This window comes from Microbacterium wangyouchuni, from assembly GCF_054072595.1.
The window spans coordinates 428,330-446,720 of record NZ_JBSVRM010000002.1 but is presented as its reverse complement, the minus strand read 5'-3'; the positions used below and the strand labels follow the sequence as shown (position 1 = coordinate 446,720).

The following is an 18,391-nucleotide window of genomic DNA, read 5'->3' as shown; positions in this document are numbered from 1 at the left end:
ACAACCTTCTGAGGCTATTTTCTCAACTACTCCGCTGTGGAGGAAGACTCGTCGATCGTGCTGATCTTCGCTGTTGCGGCATCATCCGCAGAAACAGCGCCGCCCGTACGCTCGACCTTGACGATGATCAGCGTGACGTTGTCTCGCCCGCCATTTTCCAAAGCCGCTGCGAGCATCGCGTCGACAGCCTTTGCCGGATCCGATTCCTCGCGCAGGAAATGCTGAATGCCGTAATCGGTGAGCTCTTTCGTCAATCCGTCCGAGCAGATCACAAAACGATCGCCGTCGAGCACCTCGATGCCCAGGTAATCCGGGGGTGTGAGTTCACTGGCACCGACTGCGCGCGTGATCACGTTGCTGTACGGGTGCCCGTCAGCCTCTTCTGGACTGAGGCGCCCGGAACTGATCAGCTCCTGAACCACAGAATGATCTGTCGTCACCTGCACAAGTCGCTCATCACGCAGCAGGTAGACGCGCGAGTCGCCGATGTTCAGCGACACCCATCGCGGTTCATCCATTGCCGCATCGAAGAACACTCCGGTCAGAGTGGTGCCCGTGCCCTCATCAGTGGTGTCCGGATGCGAGGCGATGTCTGCGACGGCGAGCTCAAGCGCCTTCTCGATCGTTGCGGTGGCGACTGTCCCGCCATCGACAATCTCTTGCAGCCGCGCGATCGTGCTCTGGCTGGCGATCTCGCCGCCGGCATGACCGCCCATACCATCAGCGACGACGAACAGCGGGAACTCGGCGAGGTACGCGTCCTGATTATTGTCACGCCGGTGGCCGGTGTCTGTGATTGCAGCCCAGTGCAGAATCACATCGTCATCATCGGTAACGCCAACGCGATACGTCTGCGTGGTCGTCTCAGACAAAGAAAGCCTCCGGGGTGAACGCGGCGAGTCGGGTGGCCGCAGGATACTCACACATCGTACTGGAACTGCGAAGCGTACGTTGTTCGGGACTGCGACGTGACCATGGGTTAACGCTATCGGAGTATCCGCCACGCAAGACGCAGGACTCTCGAACAAAGTCGAGAGTCCTGCGTCTCACAGTCTGAAGCGGTTAGCTCATCGAGCCGGCGGCTGCGTCGGATCCGCCGGCGGTGCCGGAGGCATCGGGGGTGCCGGCGGCGTCGTCGGAGGCTGCGGCGGGTCAGCCGGCGGCGGCGTCACGGGAGGAATGCCGGGAGCAGCAGCGGGAGGAGCCGAGGGCGGCGGCTGATATCCCGGCGCTGCAGGTGGCTGATATCCAGGAGCGGCGGGCTGCTGGTAGCCCGGAGCGGCCGGCGGCTGGTAGCCAGGAGCAGCACCGTATCCAGGAGCAGCACCGTAAGCGGGCGGAACCTGACCTGACGACTGCGCGGGGACGGCAACCCACTGGGTGCGGTCGCCAAAGAAAGCGTTAGCAGCCCAGGGAGCGGGAGGGATCTGCGTGTTCCAACGCGACTTGTCGAAGGCGTTGATTCCGAGCCAGACGATCGACAAGAAGATGTAGAGAACGACCCAGGCGCCCTCCTTCTGCAGCTTCTGGCCAACGCGGTAAGCCGCCAGAACCATCAGAACGGCCGCAGCGAGAATAATGATCTGTCCGATAACCGGAATCCAGCCCAGCACCGCAGATGCACCGATGCCGTACAGGATCAGCCAGGGGCTCATGTCGCCGAGCTTGAGGAAGATCATGCTGTTGTAGACCGGAACCCAGGCGCGCCACTTACCTTCGACGCCAGCCTTCTCGAAGATCTTCATCAGGAACAGCGACGACAACACGTAGCCAGCGACTGCGAACAGCAGACTGAGCAACACCGTGACGACGAGGATGCCCGCGGCCGCCCCTGTGGTGTCGTAGTAGTAAGAGTCCATTAGTCCCTCCAAGGAATGAGCAACGCATTCCACGTCGCGTCAATCACGATAGCGTGCCCGCGGGGCCGCTGCACGCATCATCGGCGTATGTCGGATCAGGAGTCGACGACAAGATCGAGCGCGATGCCATCGTCGCTCGGCCGGAAACGGAAGCCCCGCTCATCCCCCCAGTCGATGAGCGACTGCACGGAGCGTACCGACGGACGGGACTCAGCCAGCGCTCGAACGAGTTCGCCCTTGGCCTTCTTATTGAAGTGGTTGAGAGCGCGGCCGTGTTCGGTGACGACACGGACATAGGCGGATGCCGCACGCTGCGGCAGCGGACCGAGCGCGACGTAGGCCTCGCTGCGCAGGTCGAGGATGAACGCTGACTCCTCCATGGCCAGCGCGGCGGTGGTCGCGTCAGCCCAGAGCCTGCGCAATGGTGGAACACCCGGCAGGGATGCACCTGCTGCCAGTCGATAGCTGGGAATAGCATCGAGCGCTGCGACCGGTCCGAACGGTGCGGAGTGAATCAGCACATGACGCCCGAGCCATGCGCGGGCATCAGCGTCCAGGCCGGCAGCGTCCACCGCGTCGTACAGTACACCGGTGTAGCGATCGATGGCGGGCAGAGTGGGTGCCGAGCGGAGGGCCGCGTTGTGCCCGATATCGCCGAGCTGGCGCTCGCTGAGCTTGAGCACCCGGCGGGCCTCGAGCGGTTCCGCAGCCAGCGTGACGAGTGCTTCTACACAGGCTTCACGCTGGTCCGTGAGCGCCGAGAGAGCGAGGGAGGGCAGCGATAGCGGTGATCCGTCGCCCCCGGCACGCTTCGTTTCGGAGGGGGGAAGCAGAATTTTCATGATGTCCAGACGCGAAAGCGCCCGCCCTTCGACAGTGTCAGGGACCGGGAACCGGTATGAGTCGAAGAGCGGACGCGTCCGTGATTAGTCAGTTCAGGCGATGAGGGCGGCGTTACCGGCGACGATCGTCACCTGGTTGCGATCCATCGACAGGAAACCATCCTGAGCGTTGGCGAGCACCTTCGTGCCGTTCAGCTCGGTGATGCGAACCTGGCCCTCGGCCAGGATGGCCAGAATCGGTTCGTGTCCTGGCATGATGCCGATCTCACCCTCAACGGTCTTGGCGACGACGAGCGTAGCCTCTCCCGTCCAGACCTCCGCTTCAGCGGAGACGAGGCTGACCTTCAGCGAGCTAGCGCCGAGTGCCATGATCAGCCGTTCTCCTTCTGGATCTGAGCCCACTTCTCTTCGACGTCGCCGATACCACCGACGTTGAAGAATGCCTGCTCAGCGACGTGGTCGAAGTCACCCTTTGCGATGGCATCGAAGGACTCGATGGTCTCCTTGAGCGGAACCGTCGACCCCTCGACACCGGTGAACTTCTTCGCCATGTAGGTGTTCTGCGAGAGGAACTGCTGGATGCGACGTGCACGCGACACGACGATCTTGTCCTCTTCGGAGAGCTCGTCGACACCGAGGATCGCAATGATCTCCTGCAGTTCCTTGTTCTTCTGAAGGATCTGCTTGACCGTGGTCGCAACGCGGTAGTGGTCCTCGCCCAAGTAGCGGGGATCCATGATGCGCGACGTCGAGGTCAGCGGGTCGATGGCCGGGTACAGACCCTTCGACGCGATCTCACGGCTCAGCTCAGTCGTCGCGTCGAGGTGCGCGAAGGTGGTCGCCGGAGCCGGGTCGGTGTAGTCATCGGCCGGAACGTAGATCGCCTGCAGCGAGGTGATCGAGTGACCGCGCGTCGAGGTGATGCGCTCCTGGAGCAGACCCATCTCGTCGGCGAGGTTCGGCTGGTAGCCCACGGCCGAAGGCATGCGGCCCAGCAGCGTGGAGACCTCGGAGCCGGCCTGCGTGAAGCGGAAGATGTTGTCGATGAACAACAGAACGTCCTGCTTCTGCACGTCGCGGAAGTACTCCGCCATCGTCAGAGCCGACAGCGCGACGCGCAGACGGGTTCCCGGCGGCTCGTCCATCTGACCGAAGACAAGGGCGGTCTTGTCGAAGACGCCGGCCTCTTCCATCTCGTGGATGAGGTCGTTGCCCTCACGGGTGCGCTCACCGACACCGGCGAACACCGACACACCACCGTGATCCTGCGCAACACGCTGGATCATCTCCTGGATGAGGACGGTCTTGCCGACACCAGCACCACCGAACAGGCCGATCTTTCCACCCAGCACATACGGGGTGAGAAGGTCGATGGACTTGATGCCGGTCTCGAACATCTGCGTCTTCGACTCGAGCTGGTCGAAGTTCGGCGCCTGGCGGTGAATCGGCCAGCGCTCGGTGATCTCGATCTGCTCGCCGGGCTCTGCGTTGAGAACCTCGCCGATCACGTTGAAGACCTTGCCCTTGGTGACGTCGCCGACGGGAACCGAGATGGCCTCGCCGGTGTCACGCACTTCCTGGCCACGGACGATGCCGTCAGTGGGCTTGAGGGCGATGGCACGGATCAGGTCGTCACCGAGGTGCTGTGCAACCTCGAGCGTGATCTCAGTCGACTGTTCGCCGATCGTGATCGTGGTCTTCAGTGCGTTGTAGATGTTCGGAATCGAGTCGTGCGGGAACTCGATGTCGACAACCGGACCGTTGACGCGTGCGACGCGCCCGGCGACCGCGGTCGCCGGCTGGTCAGCCGTAGCGGTGGGGGTCATTTTCGTCTCTCTCCTGATGGTCTATTTGCTCGATGCGAGGGCGTCGGCGCCGCCGACGATCTCCGCGATCTGCTGCGTGATCTCCGCCTGACGCGCGTTGTTGCGCAGACGGGTGTAGTCGGTGATGAGCTTGTCGGCGTTGTCGCTGGCCGACTTCATTGCCTTCTGCGTCGCGGCCTGCTTGGCGGCCGACGACTGCAGGAGGGCGTTGAAGACCCGACTCTGGACGTACACCGGCAAAATCGCGTCGAGCACAGTCTCTGCATCCGGCTCGAAATCGTAGAGCGGATACAGCGCGGCGCTGGGCTCGGGAGTTTCAGCGTTCTCCACGATCTCCAGCGGGAGCAGACGGACCGTTTCCGGGCTCTGCGTCATCATGCTGACGAAGCGGTTGAAGACGAGGTGCAACTCGTCGACCCCACCGTCAGCACCGCCGCGCTGGAATGCCTCGAGCAGCGACGCCGAGATCTCCTCAGCAGTCTTGAACTGCGGAGTATCCGTGTCACCGGTCCACTCTGCAGCGGACTTGATGCCGCGGAACTGGAAGTACCCGACGGCCTTACGCCCGACGAGGTAGTAAACCGGTTCACTGCCCTGCGAGCGGATGAGCTCGCCCAGCTCCATCGCCTCACGCAGAATCTGGGAGTTGAAGGCACCGGCAAGGCCGCGGTCTGATGAGAAGACCACGACGGCTGACCGACGAATCGTCTCCGGCTCGCGTGTGAGTGGGTGATCGACGTCGGAGTACGTCGCGACAGCAGACACAGCCTGTGTGACCGCCCGCGCGAAGGGCGACGACGCGCGAACGCGCGCCATCGCCTTCTGAATGCGCGAAGCCGCGATGAGTTCCATCGCCTTCGTAATCTTCTTGGTCGTCTGAGCAGAAGAGATCTTCTGCTTGTAGACCCTGAGTTGAGCGCCCATGTTTTCAGTACCTCACGCGATTACGCGCGACGGCCCTTGACGATTTTCTCCTGGTTGATGTCATCCACATCAGCAGCGGAGTGCTCTTCATGGCCGACGGCGTCGATAGCCTGACCGTTGCCGCCACGGAACTCCAGGATGAACGAATCAACCTGCTTGTTCAGTTCGGCAGCCGTGTCGTCATCGAGAACGTTCGTCTCACGAAGAGTGTCGAGCACCTTCGTGTTGCGACGCAGGTGATCCAACAGTTCGCGCTCGAAGCGCAGAACGTCTTCGACCGCGATCGTGTCGAGCTTGCCATTGGTGCCCGCCCAGATCGAGACGACCTGGTCTTCCACCGGGTACGGCGAGTACTGCGGCTGCTTGAGCAGCTCAGTCAAGCGCGCACCGCGGTCGAGCTGACGACGAGAAGTCGCGTCCAGGTCGCTTGCGAACATCGCGAAAGCCTCGAGCGAGCGGTACTGCGCCAGCTCCAGCTTCAACGTTCCGGAAACCTTCTTGATGGACTTGACCTGAGCGTCACCACCGACTCGCGAGACCGAGATTCCCACGTCGACCGCCGGACGCTGGTTAGCGTTGAAGAGGTCGGACTGCAGGAAGATCTGGCCGTCGGTGATGGAGATCACGTTGGTCGGAATGTATGCGGAGACGTCGTTGGCCTTGGTCTCGATGATGGGAAGACCCGTCATGGAACCCGCACCGAGCTCATCGGAGAGCTTCGCGCAACGCTCGAGCAGACGCGAGTGCAGGTAGAAGACGTCACCCGGGTAAGCCTCGCGGCCCGGCGGACGACGCAGCAGCAGGGAAACGGCACGGTAGGCCTCAGCCTGCTTCGACAGGTCATCGAAGATGATGAGGACGTGCTTGCCGCCATACATCCAGTGCTGTCCGATTGCAGATCCCGTGTAGGGCGCAATGTACTTGAAGCCTGCCGGGTCCGACGCGGGAGCTGCGACGATCGTCGTGTACTCCATAGCGCCAGCATCTTCGAGCGCACCCTTGACGGAGGCGATCGTCGAGCCCTTCTGGCCGATGGCGACGTAGATGCAGCGAACCTGCTTGTTGGTGTCGCCAGACGCCCAGTTGTCCTTCTGGTTGATGATCGTGTCGATCGCCAGGGCCGTCTTACCGGTCTGACGGTCACCGATGATGAGCTGGCGCTGTCCGCGGCCGACCGGGATCATGGCGTCGATTGCCTTGATACCTGTCTGCATCGGCTCGTGCACGCTCTTACGCTGCATGACGCCAGGCGCCTGCAGCTCCAGCTCGCGGCGTCCCTCAGATGCGATCTCTCCGAGACCGTCGATGGGGTTGCCCAGCGGGTCGACGACGCGGCCGAGGTAGCCATCACCGACGGCGACCGAGAGGACTTCGCCGGTGCGGCGAACTTCCTGGCCAGCTTCGATACCGGAGAAGTCGCCCATGACGACCGTTCCGATCTGGTGCTCGTCGAGGTTCAGTGCGAGGCCCTGCGTGCCGTTGGCGAACGTGAGGAGCTCGTTCGCCATGACGCCGGGCAGGCCCTCGATGTGGGCGATGCCGTCAGCGGCGTCCACGACGGTGCCGACTTCGGTTGCTGCCGGGCCGGTGGGCTCGTACGCAGCGGCGAAGTCCTTCAGCGCGTCACGGATGACGTCGGGGCTGATCGATAGTTCTGCCATTGTCTTCCCTTTGTATTGAGAGAGTCTGCGCGGTTCCCCGCGCGAAGTCGTATTAGCCCGCGAGCTTCTGTCGAAGTTCGGCGAGCCGCGCGGAGATGCTGCCGTCGATGACGTCGTCGGCGACCTGCACACGCAGTCCGCCCACAACTGTGGGGTCGATGACCTGGTTGATCGAGATCTGTCCGTCGTAGCGCTGCGACAGCGCCTCGCCGAGACGAGTCCGCTGCGCAGCAGTCATCGCTGTTGCCGTGTGCACCGTGGCGACGATGCGTCCGCCCTGCGCCGAAACGATCTTCATCGCCCGGTTCAGAAGCTGACGTACCCTTCGGCCGCGAGGCTGGAGAACCAGCGACGAGGCGATCAGCGTGGTCGCCGTAGAGGCCTTGCCCGCAATGAGCTTGTCGACCAGAACCCGCTTGGCGCCGTTGTCGCCCATCCGTCCGCCGAGCGCAAGCTCGAGTTCCGGGTTGGCGGCGATGACACGAAGGAAGGAGAACAGCTCCCCCTCCACGTCTGCCTGAGGCTCAGCGATGACCGCAGCACGGATCGCGAGTTCCTCGATGCCGGCGATAAGCCCATCCGCATCAGACCAGCGCTGTCCCACGGCAACGGCAAGCACCTGACGGGTCGCCTCTGACGCGGTGCTGAAGACAGATGCCACCATCTGCTCCCGCAAACCTGCTGGAGCAGCCGGATCGGCAAGCGCGCCGCTCAGCTGCCCCGACTCCCCCACCAGACGCGCCACGGTGAACAACTCACCGGCCGTGTCGAGGGTGATGCCCTTCGCCTGAGCGAGGGCCGCAGTCGAAGCTTCGAGTGCCTGAGTGGTCGCGCTGCCCATTACTTGGCCGCCTTGTCTGCTGCCTCGAGGTCTGCGAGGAAACGGTCGACAACAGCGGATGCCCGAGCATCGTCGGAGAGAGTCTCCCCGACCACGCCACCGGCAAGGTCGATCGCGAGGGTTCCGACCTCAGAGCGCAGCTGGACGAGTGTGGTCTCACGCTCGGCCTGGATCTGTGCGTGGGCGAGAGCCGACACACGTGCTGCCTCAGTAGTCGCGGTCTCTTTGGCCTCGGCGACGATCTTCTTGCCGTCCTCACGGGCGGCCTCACGGATCTCGCCGGCTTCGGTACGCGCCTCAGCAAGCTGACGCGTGTACTCCTCGAGAGCCGCCTCCGCCTCCTTCTGAGCTTCGTCTGCCTTCGCGATGTTGCCTTCGATGGCCGCGGAGCGCGCGTCGAGCACCGTCGCCAGCCGGGGAAGAGCCACCCGCCAGACCACGACGAAGATGATGATGAAACACACAAGCGACCAGATGATGTCGTAACTCGCTGGGAGCAGCGGGTTACCGACTTCGCCATCGGCCGCGAGAGTGACAAGAGCGTTCAGCATCCTGTCTCCTTATTCTCGAGTCGCGAGCGGCGGGGTCAGATTGCGGCGAAGATGAACGGCGTGGCGATGCCGATGAGCGCGAGGATCTCGATGAATGCGACACCGATGAACATCGTGGTCTGCAGTCGTCCAGCAAGCTCAGGCTGACGCGCGGTGGCTTCGATGGTCTTGCCGATCATGATGCCGAGGCCGATAGCCGGGCCGATCGCTGCCAGACCGTAACCGACGGTTGCGATGTTACCCGTGATCTGCGCGAGAACTGTCGTAGCGTCCACTGGTTATTTCCTTTCGTAGGGCGAGCATCCGATTGGATGCTCGTCAGTGCTCTTCTGCGACTGCGAGCTGGATGTAGACCGCAGTCAGGATTGTGAAGACGTATGCCTGGAGAACGTAGACGAAGGTCTCGAACAGAGTGAATGCGAAACTCAGTCCGAAGGTTCCGATAGCGAACGGCGTGAGCCAGTTCATGCTCAGCAGGAAGAAGTGCGTGGCCGAGAAGAACAGCACGAGCATCATGTGCCCGACGATCATGTTCAACAGCAGTCGCAGGAACAGCGAGACCGGTCGCGCGATGAAGGTGGAGATCAATTCCACGAGGGCGATGATCGGCACAAGGTAGACGGGAACGCCGCTCGGTACGAGCGAGTTCTTCAAGAAACGCAGTCCACCGTGCTTGCGGATTCCTGCGTAGATGAACACCACATAGGCGACCAACGCCAGCATCAGAGGAACTCCGGCGACGGAGGTTCCGGCGATGTTGATGCCGGGGATGATGCCGGTGAGGTTCATGAACAGGATGCCGAAGAACATCGTCGTGAGAATCGGAAGGAAGCGCTTGCCGTCCTTCTCGCCGAGGACCTGGTAGGCGACCTGCTCGCGGACGAATCCGAAGAAGAGCTCGATCACACTCTGGAAACGACCAGGAACAACCTTCAGACGTCGTGTTCCGATGAGGAGCACGAGCACCAGCACCACAGTTGCGATGACCTGCGCGAGGTTGATCCGGGTGAACTCGAACGCCGTTCCCTCAAAGAAGAGGGCGGGAGGGAAAAAATCACCAATCGACGGCGGGTGGAACTGGTTATCGTCGGCGGCCAGCAAGACCGCACTCGCGTAAGTCAACGGATCGACTCCTGCTTCTCGCGTGGGATGGACCCAACGCATCGGGAGGTGAGAAAAAGGTCCCTGCAGGGCCTGGGTTTCACCGCCAGACAACTTCCACAAGGTGACTCAAACACTCTATCAAAAACTCCGAGTGCTTCAGTACGCCGGGCCGCATCATGCTTCCGGATCCACTTCCGGCAGCGCCACATCGGATGCCGCGGGGATGCGAATCTTGCGCATCACCACCAGGTCAACAGCCAGTGAGGCAACCGCTGTGGCGACCAGCGATATGTAGAAGACCAGCGGTACGACCCACGCCAGCTGCGACAGCACGAGCAGGAGTACGACCACGAGCACGAACTTGAGCAGCCACGCACCCATGACGATTCCGAAGAAAGCCTGCAGGAACGCCGGCTTTCCATACCAACGGTTCGCGAACAGAATGCTCGCTGCCGTCAACGCAGGGAAGATCACACCCACGAGCGCACCGACCACGCCGCTCCACAGCCCCGGTCCCCCAGCCACCAGGAAGCCGACAACAGCGGCAATCAGCAGCGCGGCCCCGCCGATGCTCATCCCCCAGATGAGGGCGGCACGAAGGACGGGTGTACTTGAGACGGTGACGTTGTTCATCAGTTGTTCTCCGGTTGAGCTTTTCGCGTTTCGGGATGCGAGGGAAGCAGGGTGACAATCAGGCAGGCTGCGATGCCGATCACGCCGAACGCCACGCCGAGCAGATATTGACCGGGCCAGTCCTCCCGCGTTCCGACGTACATCAAGAGCACGGCGAGCGAGATGACCGCCGTCCAGGCATAAAAGATGAGCACGGCATCGCGGTCGCGGTGCCCGAGATCGAGCATCCGGTGGTGCAGGTGCTTGCGGTCCGGCGAGAACGGGGATTTGCCCGCGCGCATCCGTCGGAACACGGCCAGTCCGAAATCGAGCAGTGGCAGCATGACGACCACCAGCGGGAGCAGAATCGGGATGAATGCACCGAGCAGCTGCGAGCGGCCGAACTCTTCCGGGTCCATCGCCGCCGAAGACATCTGCCCGGTCAGCGAGATAGCAGCTGTCGACATCAACAGGCCCATCACGAGTGCGCCGGAGTCGCCCATGAACAGCTTCGCCGGGCTCCAGTTCAACGGCAGGAAGCCGAGGCACGCGCCGATGGCGACCGCTGCGAGAAAGGATGCCAGGTTGAAGTAGCTGCTGGCACCGGTGTCGCGCGTGAGGATGTACGAGTATGCGAAGAAGACACTGTTCGCGATGAGACAGACGCCCGCGACCAGTCCGTCCAGGCCGTCGATGAAGTTGACGGCGTTCATGACGATCACAATGGCGAACATCGTCACGGCGATGCTCAACCAGCTCGAGAAGATGATCATGTCGCCCAGCGGCAGCGCCAGGATCTGCAGCCCACCCACCACGGTGATGATCCCCGCCGCCAGGAACTGCGCGCCGAGTTTGATCATCCAGTCCAGGTCCCACAGGTCATCGATCACGCCGATGACGGCGATCAGCAGTGTTGCCCCCAGCACTGCCCACATCGTCTGCGGCGGCACCCACATGATGCTGAAGAACGGGTTGGCCGAGGAGACGCCGATCGCAGCAGCGATTCCGAGGAACATCGCCACGCCGCCCAACCGCGGCGTCGGCGTGGTGTGCACGTCCCGTTCCCGGATGCCCGGGTAGAGCTTGAAGCGCAGGCTGAGCTGCCAGACGACCCACGACATCACGAGCGTGATGGTCGCGGTCAGGATGATGGTGAAGAGGTACTGCTTCACGCCGCGCCGTCCGGCGAGGGTTCCGGTTCCAGCAGCTCGCCCAGCACTGCTTCCAGACGCTGCCGCGAGATCGCCCCCTCGCGCAGGACACGCACGCGCGGCTCGGAATCGTCATCGGCGCCACGGCGTACAAGAGAGGTCGCATCGATGATCGTCGAGGCGACGCCGCTCTGGCTGAAGCCGCCATCGAGGTATACCGCGACGCTGTCCGTCAGCATCCGCTCGGCGTCGACCGCTGACACAGCGGCATCCTTACCGGTCAGATTCGCACTCGACACTGCCAGCGGGCCGGTCTCTGCCAACAGCTCCAGGGCCAGATGCAGATCCGGCATCCGTACGGCGACCGTGCCGAGTGTGTCGCCAAGGTCCCAGGACAGTGATGGCTGGGCGGGCAGGATGATGGTCAGTCCGCCCGGCCAGAATTCGTCGACGAGTCGCTGCACGGGCTCGGGAATCTCCTCCACCAGCGCGGCGAGAGCCGATTGACTGGCGACAAGAACCGGCGGCGGCTGATTGCGTCCACGCCCCTTCGCATCGAGCAGTCGTTGCACGGCCGCGGGCGTGAAAGCATCGGCCGCGAGGCCGTAGACGGTGTCGGTGGGCAGGACGATGAGCTCGCCGCGCGCGATCGCCTGACGAGCATGGCGCATTCCGGCAAGTAGCTGCGCCTCATCGTGGCAATCGAAGACAGAGGACATGACCCCAACAGTCTACGTGCACCGGCCGGACGGGCCGTTCTCGGTGTCAGGGGCGAAGCGCCGTCGTGGCACGATCACGCTGGGTGAGATCACGGTGCGTCGTCGGTGCCCGCCAGGAGTCGGCGGCAAGCAGATCGCGAATCTGCTCCCCCTGTAGTTCGCCGTGTTCGATCACCAGGAGCCCACCGGGTCGAAGCAGGCGCAGCGCCCGCGTGCTGAGCACACGCACGATGTCCAATCCGTCGGGCCCGCCATAAAGCGCCAGCGCGGGGTCGAACAATCGCACCTCAGGATCACGAGGAATCGCATCATCCGGAACGTATGGCGGGTTGGAGATCACCACCGCAGCCGTCCCATCGAGTTCGGGCAGCGTATCGGCCAGATCGCCCTGGACGAGCGTGAGGTTATCCGCTCCAGCGGTATTTCGAGCGGCCCAGGCATGTGCATCCGGGGAGAGCTCCACAGCGAAGATCCTGGAATGAGCGACCTCGGTGGCCATGGCCAGAGCAATCGCGCCGCTTCCTGTGCACAGGTCGACGCCGATGGGCTCGGGATCCGGAGCATTCAGCAGAGCGTCGATCGCGAACTGGGCGACTGTTTCTGTCTCCGGCCGCGGCACGAACACTCCGGGTCCGACGGCCAGTTCGAGGTGGCGAAATGGTGCGATCCCGGTGAGGTGCTGCAGCGGCTCTCGTCCAGCGCGCCGCGAGATCAGGGGTTCGAGGTCCGAAATATTGCGCTCGCTCATGGTGTCGCCGCGGATGATCGCCGCCTGTACTTCGCCGCGGCGGAGTCCGAGCACGTGCGCTGCGAGCAGCTCCGCATCCACGAGCGGGTCAGGGACGCCTGCGCGTGCGAGTTCCTCGGCGGCGGAGCGTACAACGGCGGCGACGGATGGTTCGGGCATCCTTCCAGCGTACGGCCCACCCGTGCGGCTGCGTCACATTGCCCCACAGCTGCATCGACTCGCATAGGCTTTGTCACGCACCGTTTCTCGGACGAAGGGCCACATCATGAGCGGCATCCATTCAGACATCACGACGGCCTTCGGCAACACGCCACTGGTCCGCCTGAACCACCTGACCGAGGGCCTCGGCGCCACAGTCCTCGTCAAACTCGAGTCCTACAATCCGGCCGGGAGTGTCAAAGACCGCATCGGCATCGCGATGGTCAACGCCGCCGAGGCATCGGGCGAGCTCAAGCCCGGTGGCACCATCGTCGAATCCACCAGCGGCAACACCGGCATCGCACTGGCCATGGTGGGAGCGGCCCGCGGCTATCGTGTCATCCTCACTATGCCGGCATCCATGTCGAAAGAGCGTCGTGTGCTGCTGAAGGCCTTCGGCGCGGAGATCGTGCTCACCGACCCGACGACGGGAATGAGTGGAGCGATCGAGGAGACCAAGCGCATCGTCGCCGAGACTCCCGGGGCTGTGTGGATCCGCCAGTTCGAGAACGCGGCGAACCCGCAGATCCACCGCGAAACCACCGCGCAGGAGATTCTTCGCGACACGGACGGCAACGTCGACATCCTGGTCGCTGGAATCGGCACCGGCGGCACTGTCACCGGAACCGGCCAGGCGCTCAAGAAGGCCAATCCCAACGTCATCGTGGTCGCCGTCGAACCCAAGGACTCCCCTGTTCTCACCGAGGGGCACCCGGGGCCGCACAAGATTCAGGGCATCGGCCCGAACTTCGTCCCTGATGTCCTCGATCGCGATGTTCTCGATGAGGTCATCGCCGTCGAGTTCGACGAATCGCTGCGACTGGCCCGAGAACTGGCGTCCAAGGAGGGTCTGCTAGTCGGAATGTCCTCCGGTGCCGCATTGTCGGCCGCGCTGCAGGTTGCCGCGCGACCGGAGAACGCTGGCAAGACCATCGTTGCGATCATGCCCGACACCGGCGAGCGTTACATCTCCACGGCACTGTTCGAGGACCTGCGCGAGAGTTGAGCACGTGATCGGTCGAATGCGCGAGGACGTCGCCGCTGCGCGCCTTCGCGACCCTGCTGCACGATCCGGCGTAGAGATCGGCCTGCTCTATCCCGGTCTCCACGCCGTTTGGGCGCATCGGGTCTCGCACCGCCTGTGGCGTCGGCGGCTGCGCTTCCTGGCGCGTGCGAACTCGCAGTTCGCGCGCTGGATGACCGGGATTGAGATTCATCCCGGCGCGAAGATCGGGCGACGCTTCTTCATCGACCACGGCTCAGGAGTCGTGATCGGCGAGACTGCCGAGATCGGCGATGACGTGATGCTGTATCACGGGGTGACGCTGGGCGGCCGTACGCAGGATGACACCGGCAAACGGCATCCGACGCTCGCGAACGGTGTTGTCGTGGGCGCTGGCGCGAAGATCCTCGGCCCGATCACTGTCGGACGCAACACCGTGGTCGGTGCGAATGCCGTAGTGACCAAGGATGCCCCACAGGACAGCATCCTCGTCGGTGTCCCGGCGCGTGCTCGCAGACGCGGTGGTCGCGACGATTTCAGTTCTCTGCGGATCGCCGCCGACTACTCGATTTGAGCGGTCAGCGCCCGGGGCGCTGGACTACTTTGCGCTTGAGGAAAATCAGCGGCAGCAATACCGATCCCAACGCGGTGATCACCCAGACGATGACGGCGCCCAGAATCCACGACACGATTCCATTGATGCGCAGGCCGCCGATCGGCAGCAGAACAACCACAATCAGTGCGACGAGCGTCGAGATGATGCCGATCCCGCCCAGCAGCACGGGAGCGTAGCGGTCGGCGAGTTTACTGATCCACGGACTCAGCACGCTCTGCAGGATCGTGAAGATCACGATGCACACAACGAATCCCCACCACTTGTTCCACTCGATCTCAAAGCCCTCGAGCGCGAAATCGGCGACGATGAGCCCGATGCCGGCGGAGATGAGGAACATCAGTGTGCGCAGCAGAAATGTGATCACGACCTGATCATAGTGCTGCCGGCGCGGTACGAGTCAGGACTCTGAGCCGATGGCCGCGAGGCGCGCTTCCTCGTCAGCGTGAATCGCGCTCTCGATGATCGGGTCAAGAGCCCCGTCCATCACCTGATCAAGGTTGTATGCCTTGAAGCCCGTCCGGTGATCGGCGATCCGGTTCTCCGGGAAGTTGTAGGTGCGGATGCGCTCCGAGCGATCCATCCCGCGGATCTGCGACTTGCGTGCATCAGATGCCGCGGCATCCAATTCCTCTTGCCGCTTGGCGAGAATACGAGCACGCAGTACGCGCATACCGGCCTCGCGGTTCTGCAGCTGAGATTTCTCGTTCTGCATCGAGACGACGATGCCGGTCGGCAGATGGGTGATTCGCACTGCGGAGTCGGTCGTGTTCACCGACTGACCACCCGGGCCCGAGGACCGGTACACGTCGATCTTGAGGTCGTTCTGGCTGATCGCGACCTCTTCCGGCTCATCAACCTCGGGAAAGACCAGCACGCCGGTCGTCGAGGTGTGAATGCGCCCCTGTGATTCGGTGGCGGGCACTCGCTGCACACGATGCACCCCACCCTCGTACTTCAGATGAGCCCAGACGCCCTGGGAAGGATCCGTAGACGATCCCTTGATCGCGATCTGCACATCCTTGTAGCCGCCGAGGTCGGACTCGTTGTGCTCGAGCAGCTCGGTCTTCCACCCCTTGTGGGCGGCGTACTGGATGTACATGCGCAAGAGGTCGCCGGCGAAGAGGGCGCTTTCGGCGCCGCCCTCACCGCCCTTGATCTCCAGGATCACGTCGCGTGCGTCGTCCGGATCGCGTGGGATCAGCAGACGGCGAAGCTTCTCCTGCGATTGCGCCAGCCCTTCTTCCAGAACCGGCACTTCCTCGGCGAATGCCTCGTCCTCCTTGGCGAACTCGCGCGCAGCCTCGAGATCAGCGGATGCCGCGACCCATGCGTCGTGCGCTGCGACGATCTTGCTCAGCTCGGCGTATCTCCGGTTGACCCGTTTCGCGCGGGCGGCGTCGGCGTGCACCGCCGGGTCGGAGAGTTCCTCCTGCACCCGGCGGTGCTCCTCGATCAGTGCTTGAACCGAATCGAACACGCCTCTGCTCCGCTCAGTTCGCGATCAGCGGATGTTGTTCTCATGGCTGTGGCTGGAGCCACCGGCCACCGGAGCAGGCATCGACTTCTGCATCTGCACGAGGAACTCGACGTTCGACTGCGTCTCCTTGAGCTTGCCGAGTACGACTTCCAATGCCTGCTGCTGATCAAGGCCCGCAAGCGCGCGACGCAGCTTCCAGGTGATCTTGACCTCGTCGGCCGAGAGCAGCATCTCTTCGCGACGCGTAGACGATGCATTGATGTCGACGGCCGGGAAAATGCGCTTGTCTGCCAGCTGGCGCGACAGGCGCAGTTCGCTGTTGCCGGTGCCCTTGAACTCTTCGAAGATGACCTCGTCCATCTTGGAGCCGGTCTCGACGAGCGCAGTGGCAAGGATCGTAAGCGATCCGCCGTTCTCGATGTTGCGAGCAGCACCGAAGAAGCGCTTCGGCGGGTAGAGCGCTGCGGCGTCGACGCCACCGGAGAGCACGCGGCCCGAGGTGGGAGTTGCGATGTTGTACGCGCGACCCAGGCGGGTGATCGAGTCAAGCAGAACGACGACGTCGCGACCCAGCTCGACGAGACGCTTGGCGCGCTCGATGGCGAGTTCAGCAACCGTTACGTGGTCCTCTGCGGGGCGGTCGAAGGTCGAGGCGATGACCTCGCCCTTCACAGTGCGCTCCATATCGGTGACCTCTTCAGGGCGCTCGTCCACGAGGACGACCATGAGGTGCACCTCAGGGTTGTTCTGCGAGATGGCATTGGCGATCTGCTGCAGGACGATCGTCTTACCGGCCTTGGGAGGCGCGACAATCAGGCCGCGCTGACCCTTGCCGATCGGAGCGACCAGGTCGATGATGCGCTGGGTCAGCTTCTCAGGAGCCGTCTCCAGACGCAGGCGCTCCTGGGGGTAGAGGGGGGTGAGCTTGCCGAACTCCACGCGGGTGGCCGCGTCGTCGACGGACAGGCCATTGATCGAGTCGACCTTCACCAGTGCGTTGTACTTCTGACGCCCCTGCTGCTCGTTCTCACGAGGCTGCTTGATCGCACCGACGATCGCGTCGCCCTTGCGCAGGTTGTACTTCTTCACCTGGCCGAGCGAAACGTAGACGTCGCTGGCGCCGGCGAGATAGCCGGTGGTGCGGACGAAAGCGTAGTTGTCGAGAACGTCGAGGATACCGGCGATCGGGATCAGCACGTCGTCCTCGCCGACCTCGGTCTCGAACTCGTCGGAGGTCCCGTTGGTGCGGCGCTTGTTGCGCTGACGCCCCCGGCTGTTGCTGTTGGCGTTGTCGTCGTCGGAGCTCTGCTGCTGGTTGTCGCTGCCGCCGTTCTGGCTGCGACCACGGTTGCGGTTGCGGTTGCGACCACGGCCACGGCCGGAGCCCTCTTCGCCGTCACTCGAATCGGAGTTGTTGTCTGCGGAGTCCGACTTGTCGGAATTCTCAGCCGAGTCGGACTGCACCGACTTCTCGCCGGAGCCGGCCTTCTCGGATGACACGCTTTCAGCGGACTTCGCGTCTGCGCCGGACTTGTCTGCGCCGGACTTGTCTGCGTCAGCCTTGTCCGCGTCAGCCTTATCAGCGCCCGACTTGTCAGCGTCAGCTTTGTCGGCGTTCGACTTGTCAGCGCTCGCGCCCTTGGTAGTCCTGCGACCACGGCCGCTCTTGGCGGCCGGGGCTGATTCGGTGCTCGCATCGGCACCGGTGTCGTTCGACTCACTCGCTGTCGCGTCGCCCGCGTCAGCCTTGTCGTTCGTGCTGGACTCGGCAGTTGCGTCGCTGGCAGCATCTGCCTTCTTGCGACGGCCGCGGGCCGGAGCCTTCGGTGCCTCAGCTGGTGCGTCGACCGATTCCGCTGCTGCGGGTGCAACTGCTGCGTCGTCCGACGCAGCGGCGGCTGCAGCAGGTGCCTCTTCAGTCTTCTTGGCACGGCTGCGACGCGGGGTCTTCGCCTTCGGCGCAGCCTCGGCCGCAGCAGCTTCAGCAGCCGGAGCAGATTCAGCCGGCGCGGATGCCGCCTCAGCGGAGGCCGCTTCGGCTTCCTGCTTGGTCTTCGCTGCCGCCGTGGCGGTCGTCGCCCGGCGCGGCGCGCGCTTGCGCGGCGGAGCTGTTGTCTCGGCGGTTACGGTCTCGGCGACGGGTGTTGCCTGGTCGTTCTGGGTCTCGGAGAAATTCTCCACGAGTACTCCCTCATATGTCGTGGGAAATGAGCATGTCTCGCGCACAACGGGTGCTGCGCGCGATCGCACGGGTAGACG

20 protein-coding genes are annotated in these 18,391 nt (G+C 63.4%); 2 read left to right on the top strand and 18 right to left on the bottom strand.

Going from position 1 to position 18,391, the window contains the following annotated elements:
- Positions 1-26: 26 nt before the first annotated feature.
- The 15 genes from ACW5CM_RS04845 to prmC all read right to left on the bottom strand — a co-directional run bounded on the left by ACW5CM_RS04845 (position 27) and on the right by prmC (position 12,997).
- A complete protein-coding gene (locus tag ACW5CM_RS04845) occupies positions 27-872 on the bottom strand; it encodes a PP2C family protein-serine/threonine phosphatase (protein ID WP_457124321.1) in 846 nt (281 codons plus the stop codon).
- Positions 873-1,067: 195 nt separating this feature from the next.
- Positions 1,068-1,859 (bottom strand): DUF5684 domain-containing protein, encoded by a 792-nt coding sequence (locus ACW5CM_RS04840; RefSeq protein WP_457124320.1) that lies wholly within the window; start codon positions 1,857-1,859, stop codon positions 1,068-1,070.
- Positions 1,860-1,954: 95 nt separating this feature from the next.
- The gene (locus ACW5CM_RS04835) at positions 1,955-2,701 is read right to left on the bottom strand and encodes a YaaA family protein (protein ID WP_457124319.1); all 747 of its coding nucleotides are present in this window, start codon (positions 2,699-2,701) and stop codon (positions 1,955-1,957) included.
- Between the two features lie 93 nt (positions 2,702-2,794).
- Positions 2,795-3,070 (bottom strand): F0F1 ATP synthase subunit epsilon, encoded by a 276-nt coding sequence (locus tag ACW5CM_RS04830; protein WP_457124318.1) that lies wholly within the window; start codon positions 3,068-3,070, stop codon positions 2,795-2,797.
- Between the two features lie 2 nt (positions 3,071-3,072).
- The gene (gene atpD / locus ACW5CM_RS04825; RefSeq protein WP_438253630.1) at positions 3,073-4,527 is read right to left on the bottom strand and encodes a F0F1 ATP synthase subunit beta; all 1,455 of its coding nucleotides are present in this window, start codon (positions 4,525-4,527) and stop codon (positions 3,073-3,075) included.
- Between the two features lie 21 nt (positions 4,528-4,548).
- On the bottom strand, positions 4,549-5,451 hold the full coding sequence (locus ACW5CM_RS04820) for a F0F1 ATP synthase subunit gamma (RefSeq protein ID WP_438253629.1): 903 nt from the start codon (positions 5,449-5,451) through the stop codon (positions 4,549-4,551).
- 20 nt (positions 5,452-5,471) lie between these two features.
- Positions 5,472-7,112 (bottom strand): F0F1 ATP synthase subunit alpha, encoded by a 1,641-nt coding sequence (gene atpA, locus ACW5CM_RS04815; RefSeq protein WP_438253628.1) that lies wholly within the window; start codon positions 7,110-7,112, stop codon positions 5,472-5,474.
- Between the two features lie 52 nt (positions 7,113-7,164).
- Complete coding sequence (locus ACW5CM_RS04810) at positions 7,165-7,953, bottom strand: F0F1 ATP synthase subunit delta (protein ID WP_457124317.1); 789 nt, start codon at positions 7,951-7,953, stop codon at positions 7,165-7,167.
- Positions 7,953-8,504 carry a F0F1 ATP synthase subunit B gene (locus tag ACW5CM_RS04805; protein ID WP_438253626.1) on the bottom strand — a complete coding sequence of 184 codons (552 nt, stop codon included), beginning with the start codon at positions 8,502-8,504 and terminating at the stop codon, positions 7,953-7,955. The genes ACW5CM_RS04810 and ACW5CM_RS04805 overlap by 1 nt, the downstream gene beginning before the upstream one ends.
- Before the next feature lie 35 nt (positions 8,505-8,539).
- Complete coding sequence (atpE, locus tag ACW5CM_RS04800; RefSeq protein ID WP_438253625.1) at positions 8,540-8,779, bottom strand: ATP synthase F0 subunit C; 240 nt, start codon at positions 8,777-8,779, stop codon at positions 8,540-8,542.
- 43 nt (positions 8,780-8,822) lie between these two features.
- On the bottom strand, positions 8,823-9,668 hold the full coding sequence (gene atpB, locus ACW5CM_RS04795; protein WP_439254795.1) for a F0F1 ATP synthase subunit A: 846 nt from the start codon (positions 9,666-9,668) through the stop codon (positions 8,823-8,825).
- A 114-nt stretch (positions 9,669-9,782) separates the two neighbouring features.
- Positions 9,783-10,241: a Cg1360 family ATP-synthase-associated protein gene (locus ACW5CM_RS04790; protein WP_457124316.1), complete on the bottom strand. Its 459-nt coding sequence runs from the start codon at positions 10,239-10,241 to the stop codon at positions 9,783-9,785.
- The gene (locus ACW5CM_RS04785) at positions 10,241-11,392 is read right to left on the bottom strand and encodes an MraY family glycosyltransferase (RefSeq protein WP_439254796.1); all 1,152 of its coding nucleotides are present in this window, start codon (positions 11,390-11,392) and stop codon (positions 10,241-10,243) included. The genes ACW5CM_RS04790 and ACW5CM_RS04785 overlap by 1 nt, the downstream gene beginning before the upstream one ends.
- A complete protein-coding gene (locus ACW5CM_RS04780) occupies positions 11,389-12,090 on the bottom strand; it encodes an L-threonylcarbamoyladenylate synthase (protein WP_438253621.1) in 702 nt (233 codons plus the stop codon). Before ACW5CM_RS04780 ends, ACW5CM_RS04785 begins: the two co-directional genes overlap by 4 nt.
- 46 nt (positions 12,091-12,136) lie before the next feature.
- Positions 12,137-12,997, bottom strand: coding sequence for a peptide chain release factor N(5)-glutamine methyltransferase (gene prmC / locus ACW5CM_RS04775; protein ID WP_457124315.1), 861 nt, complete (start codon positions 12,995-12,997; stop codon positions 12,137-12,139).
- 106 nt (positions 12,998-13,103) lie between these two features.
- Here prmC and cysK point away from each other — a divergent pair, with 106 nt between their 5' ends.
- Together cysK and epsC are read left to right on the top strand one after the other, a co-directional pair.
- A complete protein-coding gene (cysK, locus tag ACW5CM_RS04770; protein WP_438253619.1) occupies positions 13,104-14,042 on the top strand; it encodes a cysteine synthase A in 939 nt (312 codons plus the stop codon).
- 16 nt (positions 14,043-14,058) lie between these two features.
- Entirely contained in the window at positions 14,059-14,613 is a 555-nt protein-coding gene (epsC, locus tag ACW5CM_RS04765) for a serine O-acetyltransferase EpsC (protein ID WP_438253712.1), read from the top strand.
- 4 nt (positions 14,614-14,617) lie between these two features.
- Here epsC and ACW5CM_RS04760 read toward each other — a convergent pair whose 3' ends face one another.
- The 3 genes from ACW5CM_RS04760 to rho are packed head-to-tail and all read right to left on the bottom strand — an operon-like array spanning position 14,618 to position 18,313.
- Positions 14,618-15,019 (bottom strand): hypothetical protein, encoded by a 402-nt coding sequence (locus tag ACW5CM_RS04760; RefSeq protein ID WP_457124314.1) that lies wholly within the window; start codon positions 15,017-15,019, stop codon positions 14,618-14,620.
- A 33-nt stretch (positions 15,020-15,052) separates the two neighbouring features.
- The gene (prfA, locus tag ACW5CM_RS04755; protein ID WP_438253617.1) at positions 15,053-16,132 is read right to left on the bottom strand and encodes a peptide chain release factor 1; all 1,080 of its coding nucleotides are present in this window, start codon (positions 16,130-16,132) and stop codon (positions 15,053-15,055) included.
- 24 nt (positions 16,133-16,156) lie between these two features.
- Positions 16,157-18,313, bottom strand: coding sequence for a transcription termination factor Rho (rho, locus tag ACW5CM_RS04750; RefSeq protein WP_457124313.1), 2,157 nt, complete (start codon positions 18,311-18,313; stop codon positions 16,157-16,159).
- Between the last annotated feature and the right edge of the window lie 78 nt (positions 18,314-18,391).

Coding starts and splice junctions, on each gene's coding strand:
- prmC (WP_457124315.1), bottom strand. CDS start 12,997: ATGCCCGAACCATCCGTCGCCGCCGTTGTACGCTCCGCCGCCGAGGAA.
- ACW5CM_RS04835 (WP_457124319.1), bottom strand. CDS start 2,701: ATGAAAATTCTGCTTCCCCCCTCCGAAACGAAGCGTGCCGGGGGCGAC.
- ACW5CM_RS04830 (WP_457124318.1), bottom strand. CDS start 3,070: ATGGCACTCGGCGCTAGCTCGCTGAAGGTCAGCCTCGTCTCCGCTGAA.
- cysK (WP_438253619.1), top strand. CDS start 13,104: ATGAGCGGCATCCATTCAGACATCACGACGGCCTTCGGCAACACGCCA.
- ACW5CM_RS04780 (WP_438253621.1), bottom strand. CDS start 12,090: ATGTCCTCTGTCTTCGATTGCCACGATGAGGCGCAGCTACTTGCCGGA.
- atpD (WP_438253630.1), bottom strand. CDS start 4,527: ATGACCCCCACCGCTACGGCTGACCAGCCGGCGACCGCGGTCGCCGGG.
- ACW5CM_RS04810 (WP_457124317.1), bottom strand. CDS start 7,953: ATGGGCAGCGCGACCACTCAGGCACTCGAAGCTTCGACTGCGGCCCTC.
- atpB (WP_439254795.1), bottom strand. CDS start 9,668: ATGCGTTGGGTCCATCCCACGCGAGAAGCAGGAGTCGATCCGTTGACT.
- ACW5CM_RS04820 (WP_438253629.1), bottom strand. CDS start 5,451: ATGGGCGCTCAACTCAGGGTCTACAAGCAGAAGATCTCTTCTGCTCAG.
- epsC (WP_438253712.1), top strand. CDS start 14,059: ATGCGCGAGGACGTCGCCGCTGCGCGCCTTCGCGACCCTGCTGCACGA.
- ACW5CM_RS04840 (WP_457124320.1), bottom strand. CDS start 1,859: ATGGACTCTTACTACTACGACACCACAGGGGCGGCCGCGGGCATCCTC.
- ACW5CM_RS04790 (WP_457124316.1), bottom strand. CDS start 10,241: ATGAACAACGTCACCGTCTCAAGTACACCCGTCCTTCGTGCCGCCCTC.
- ACW5CM_RS04805 (WP_438253626.1), bottom strand. CDS start 8,504: ATGCTGAACGCTCTTGTCACTCTCGCGGCCGATGGCGAAGTCGGTAAC.
- atpA (WP_438253628.1), bottom strand. CDS start 7,112: ATGGCAGAACTATCGATCAGCCCCGACGTCATCCGTGACGCGCTGAAG.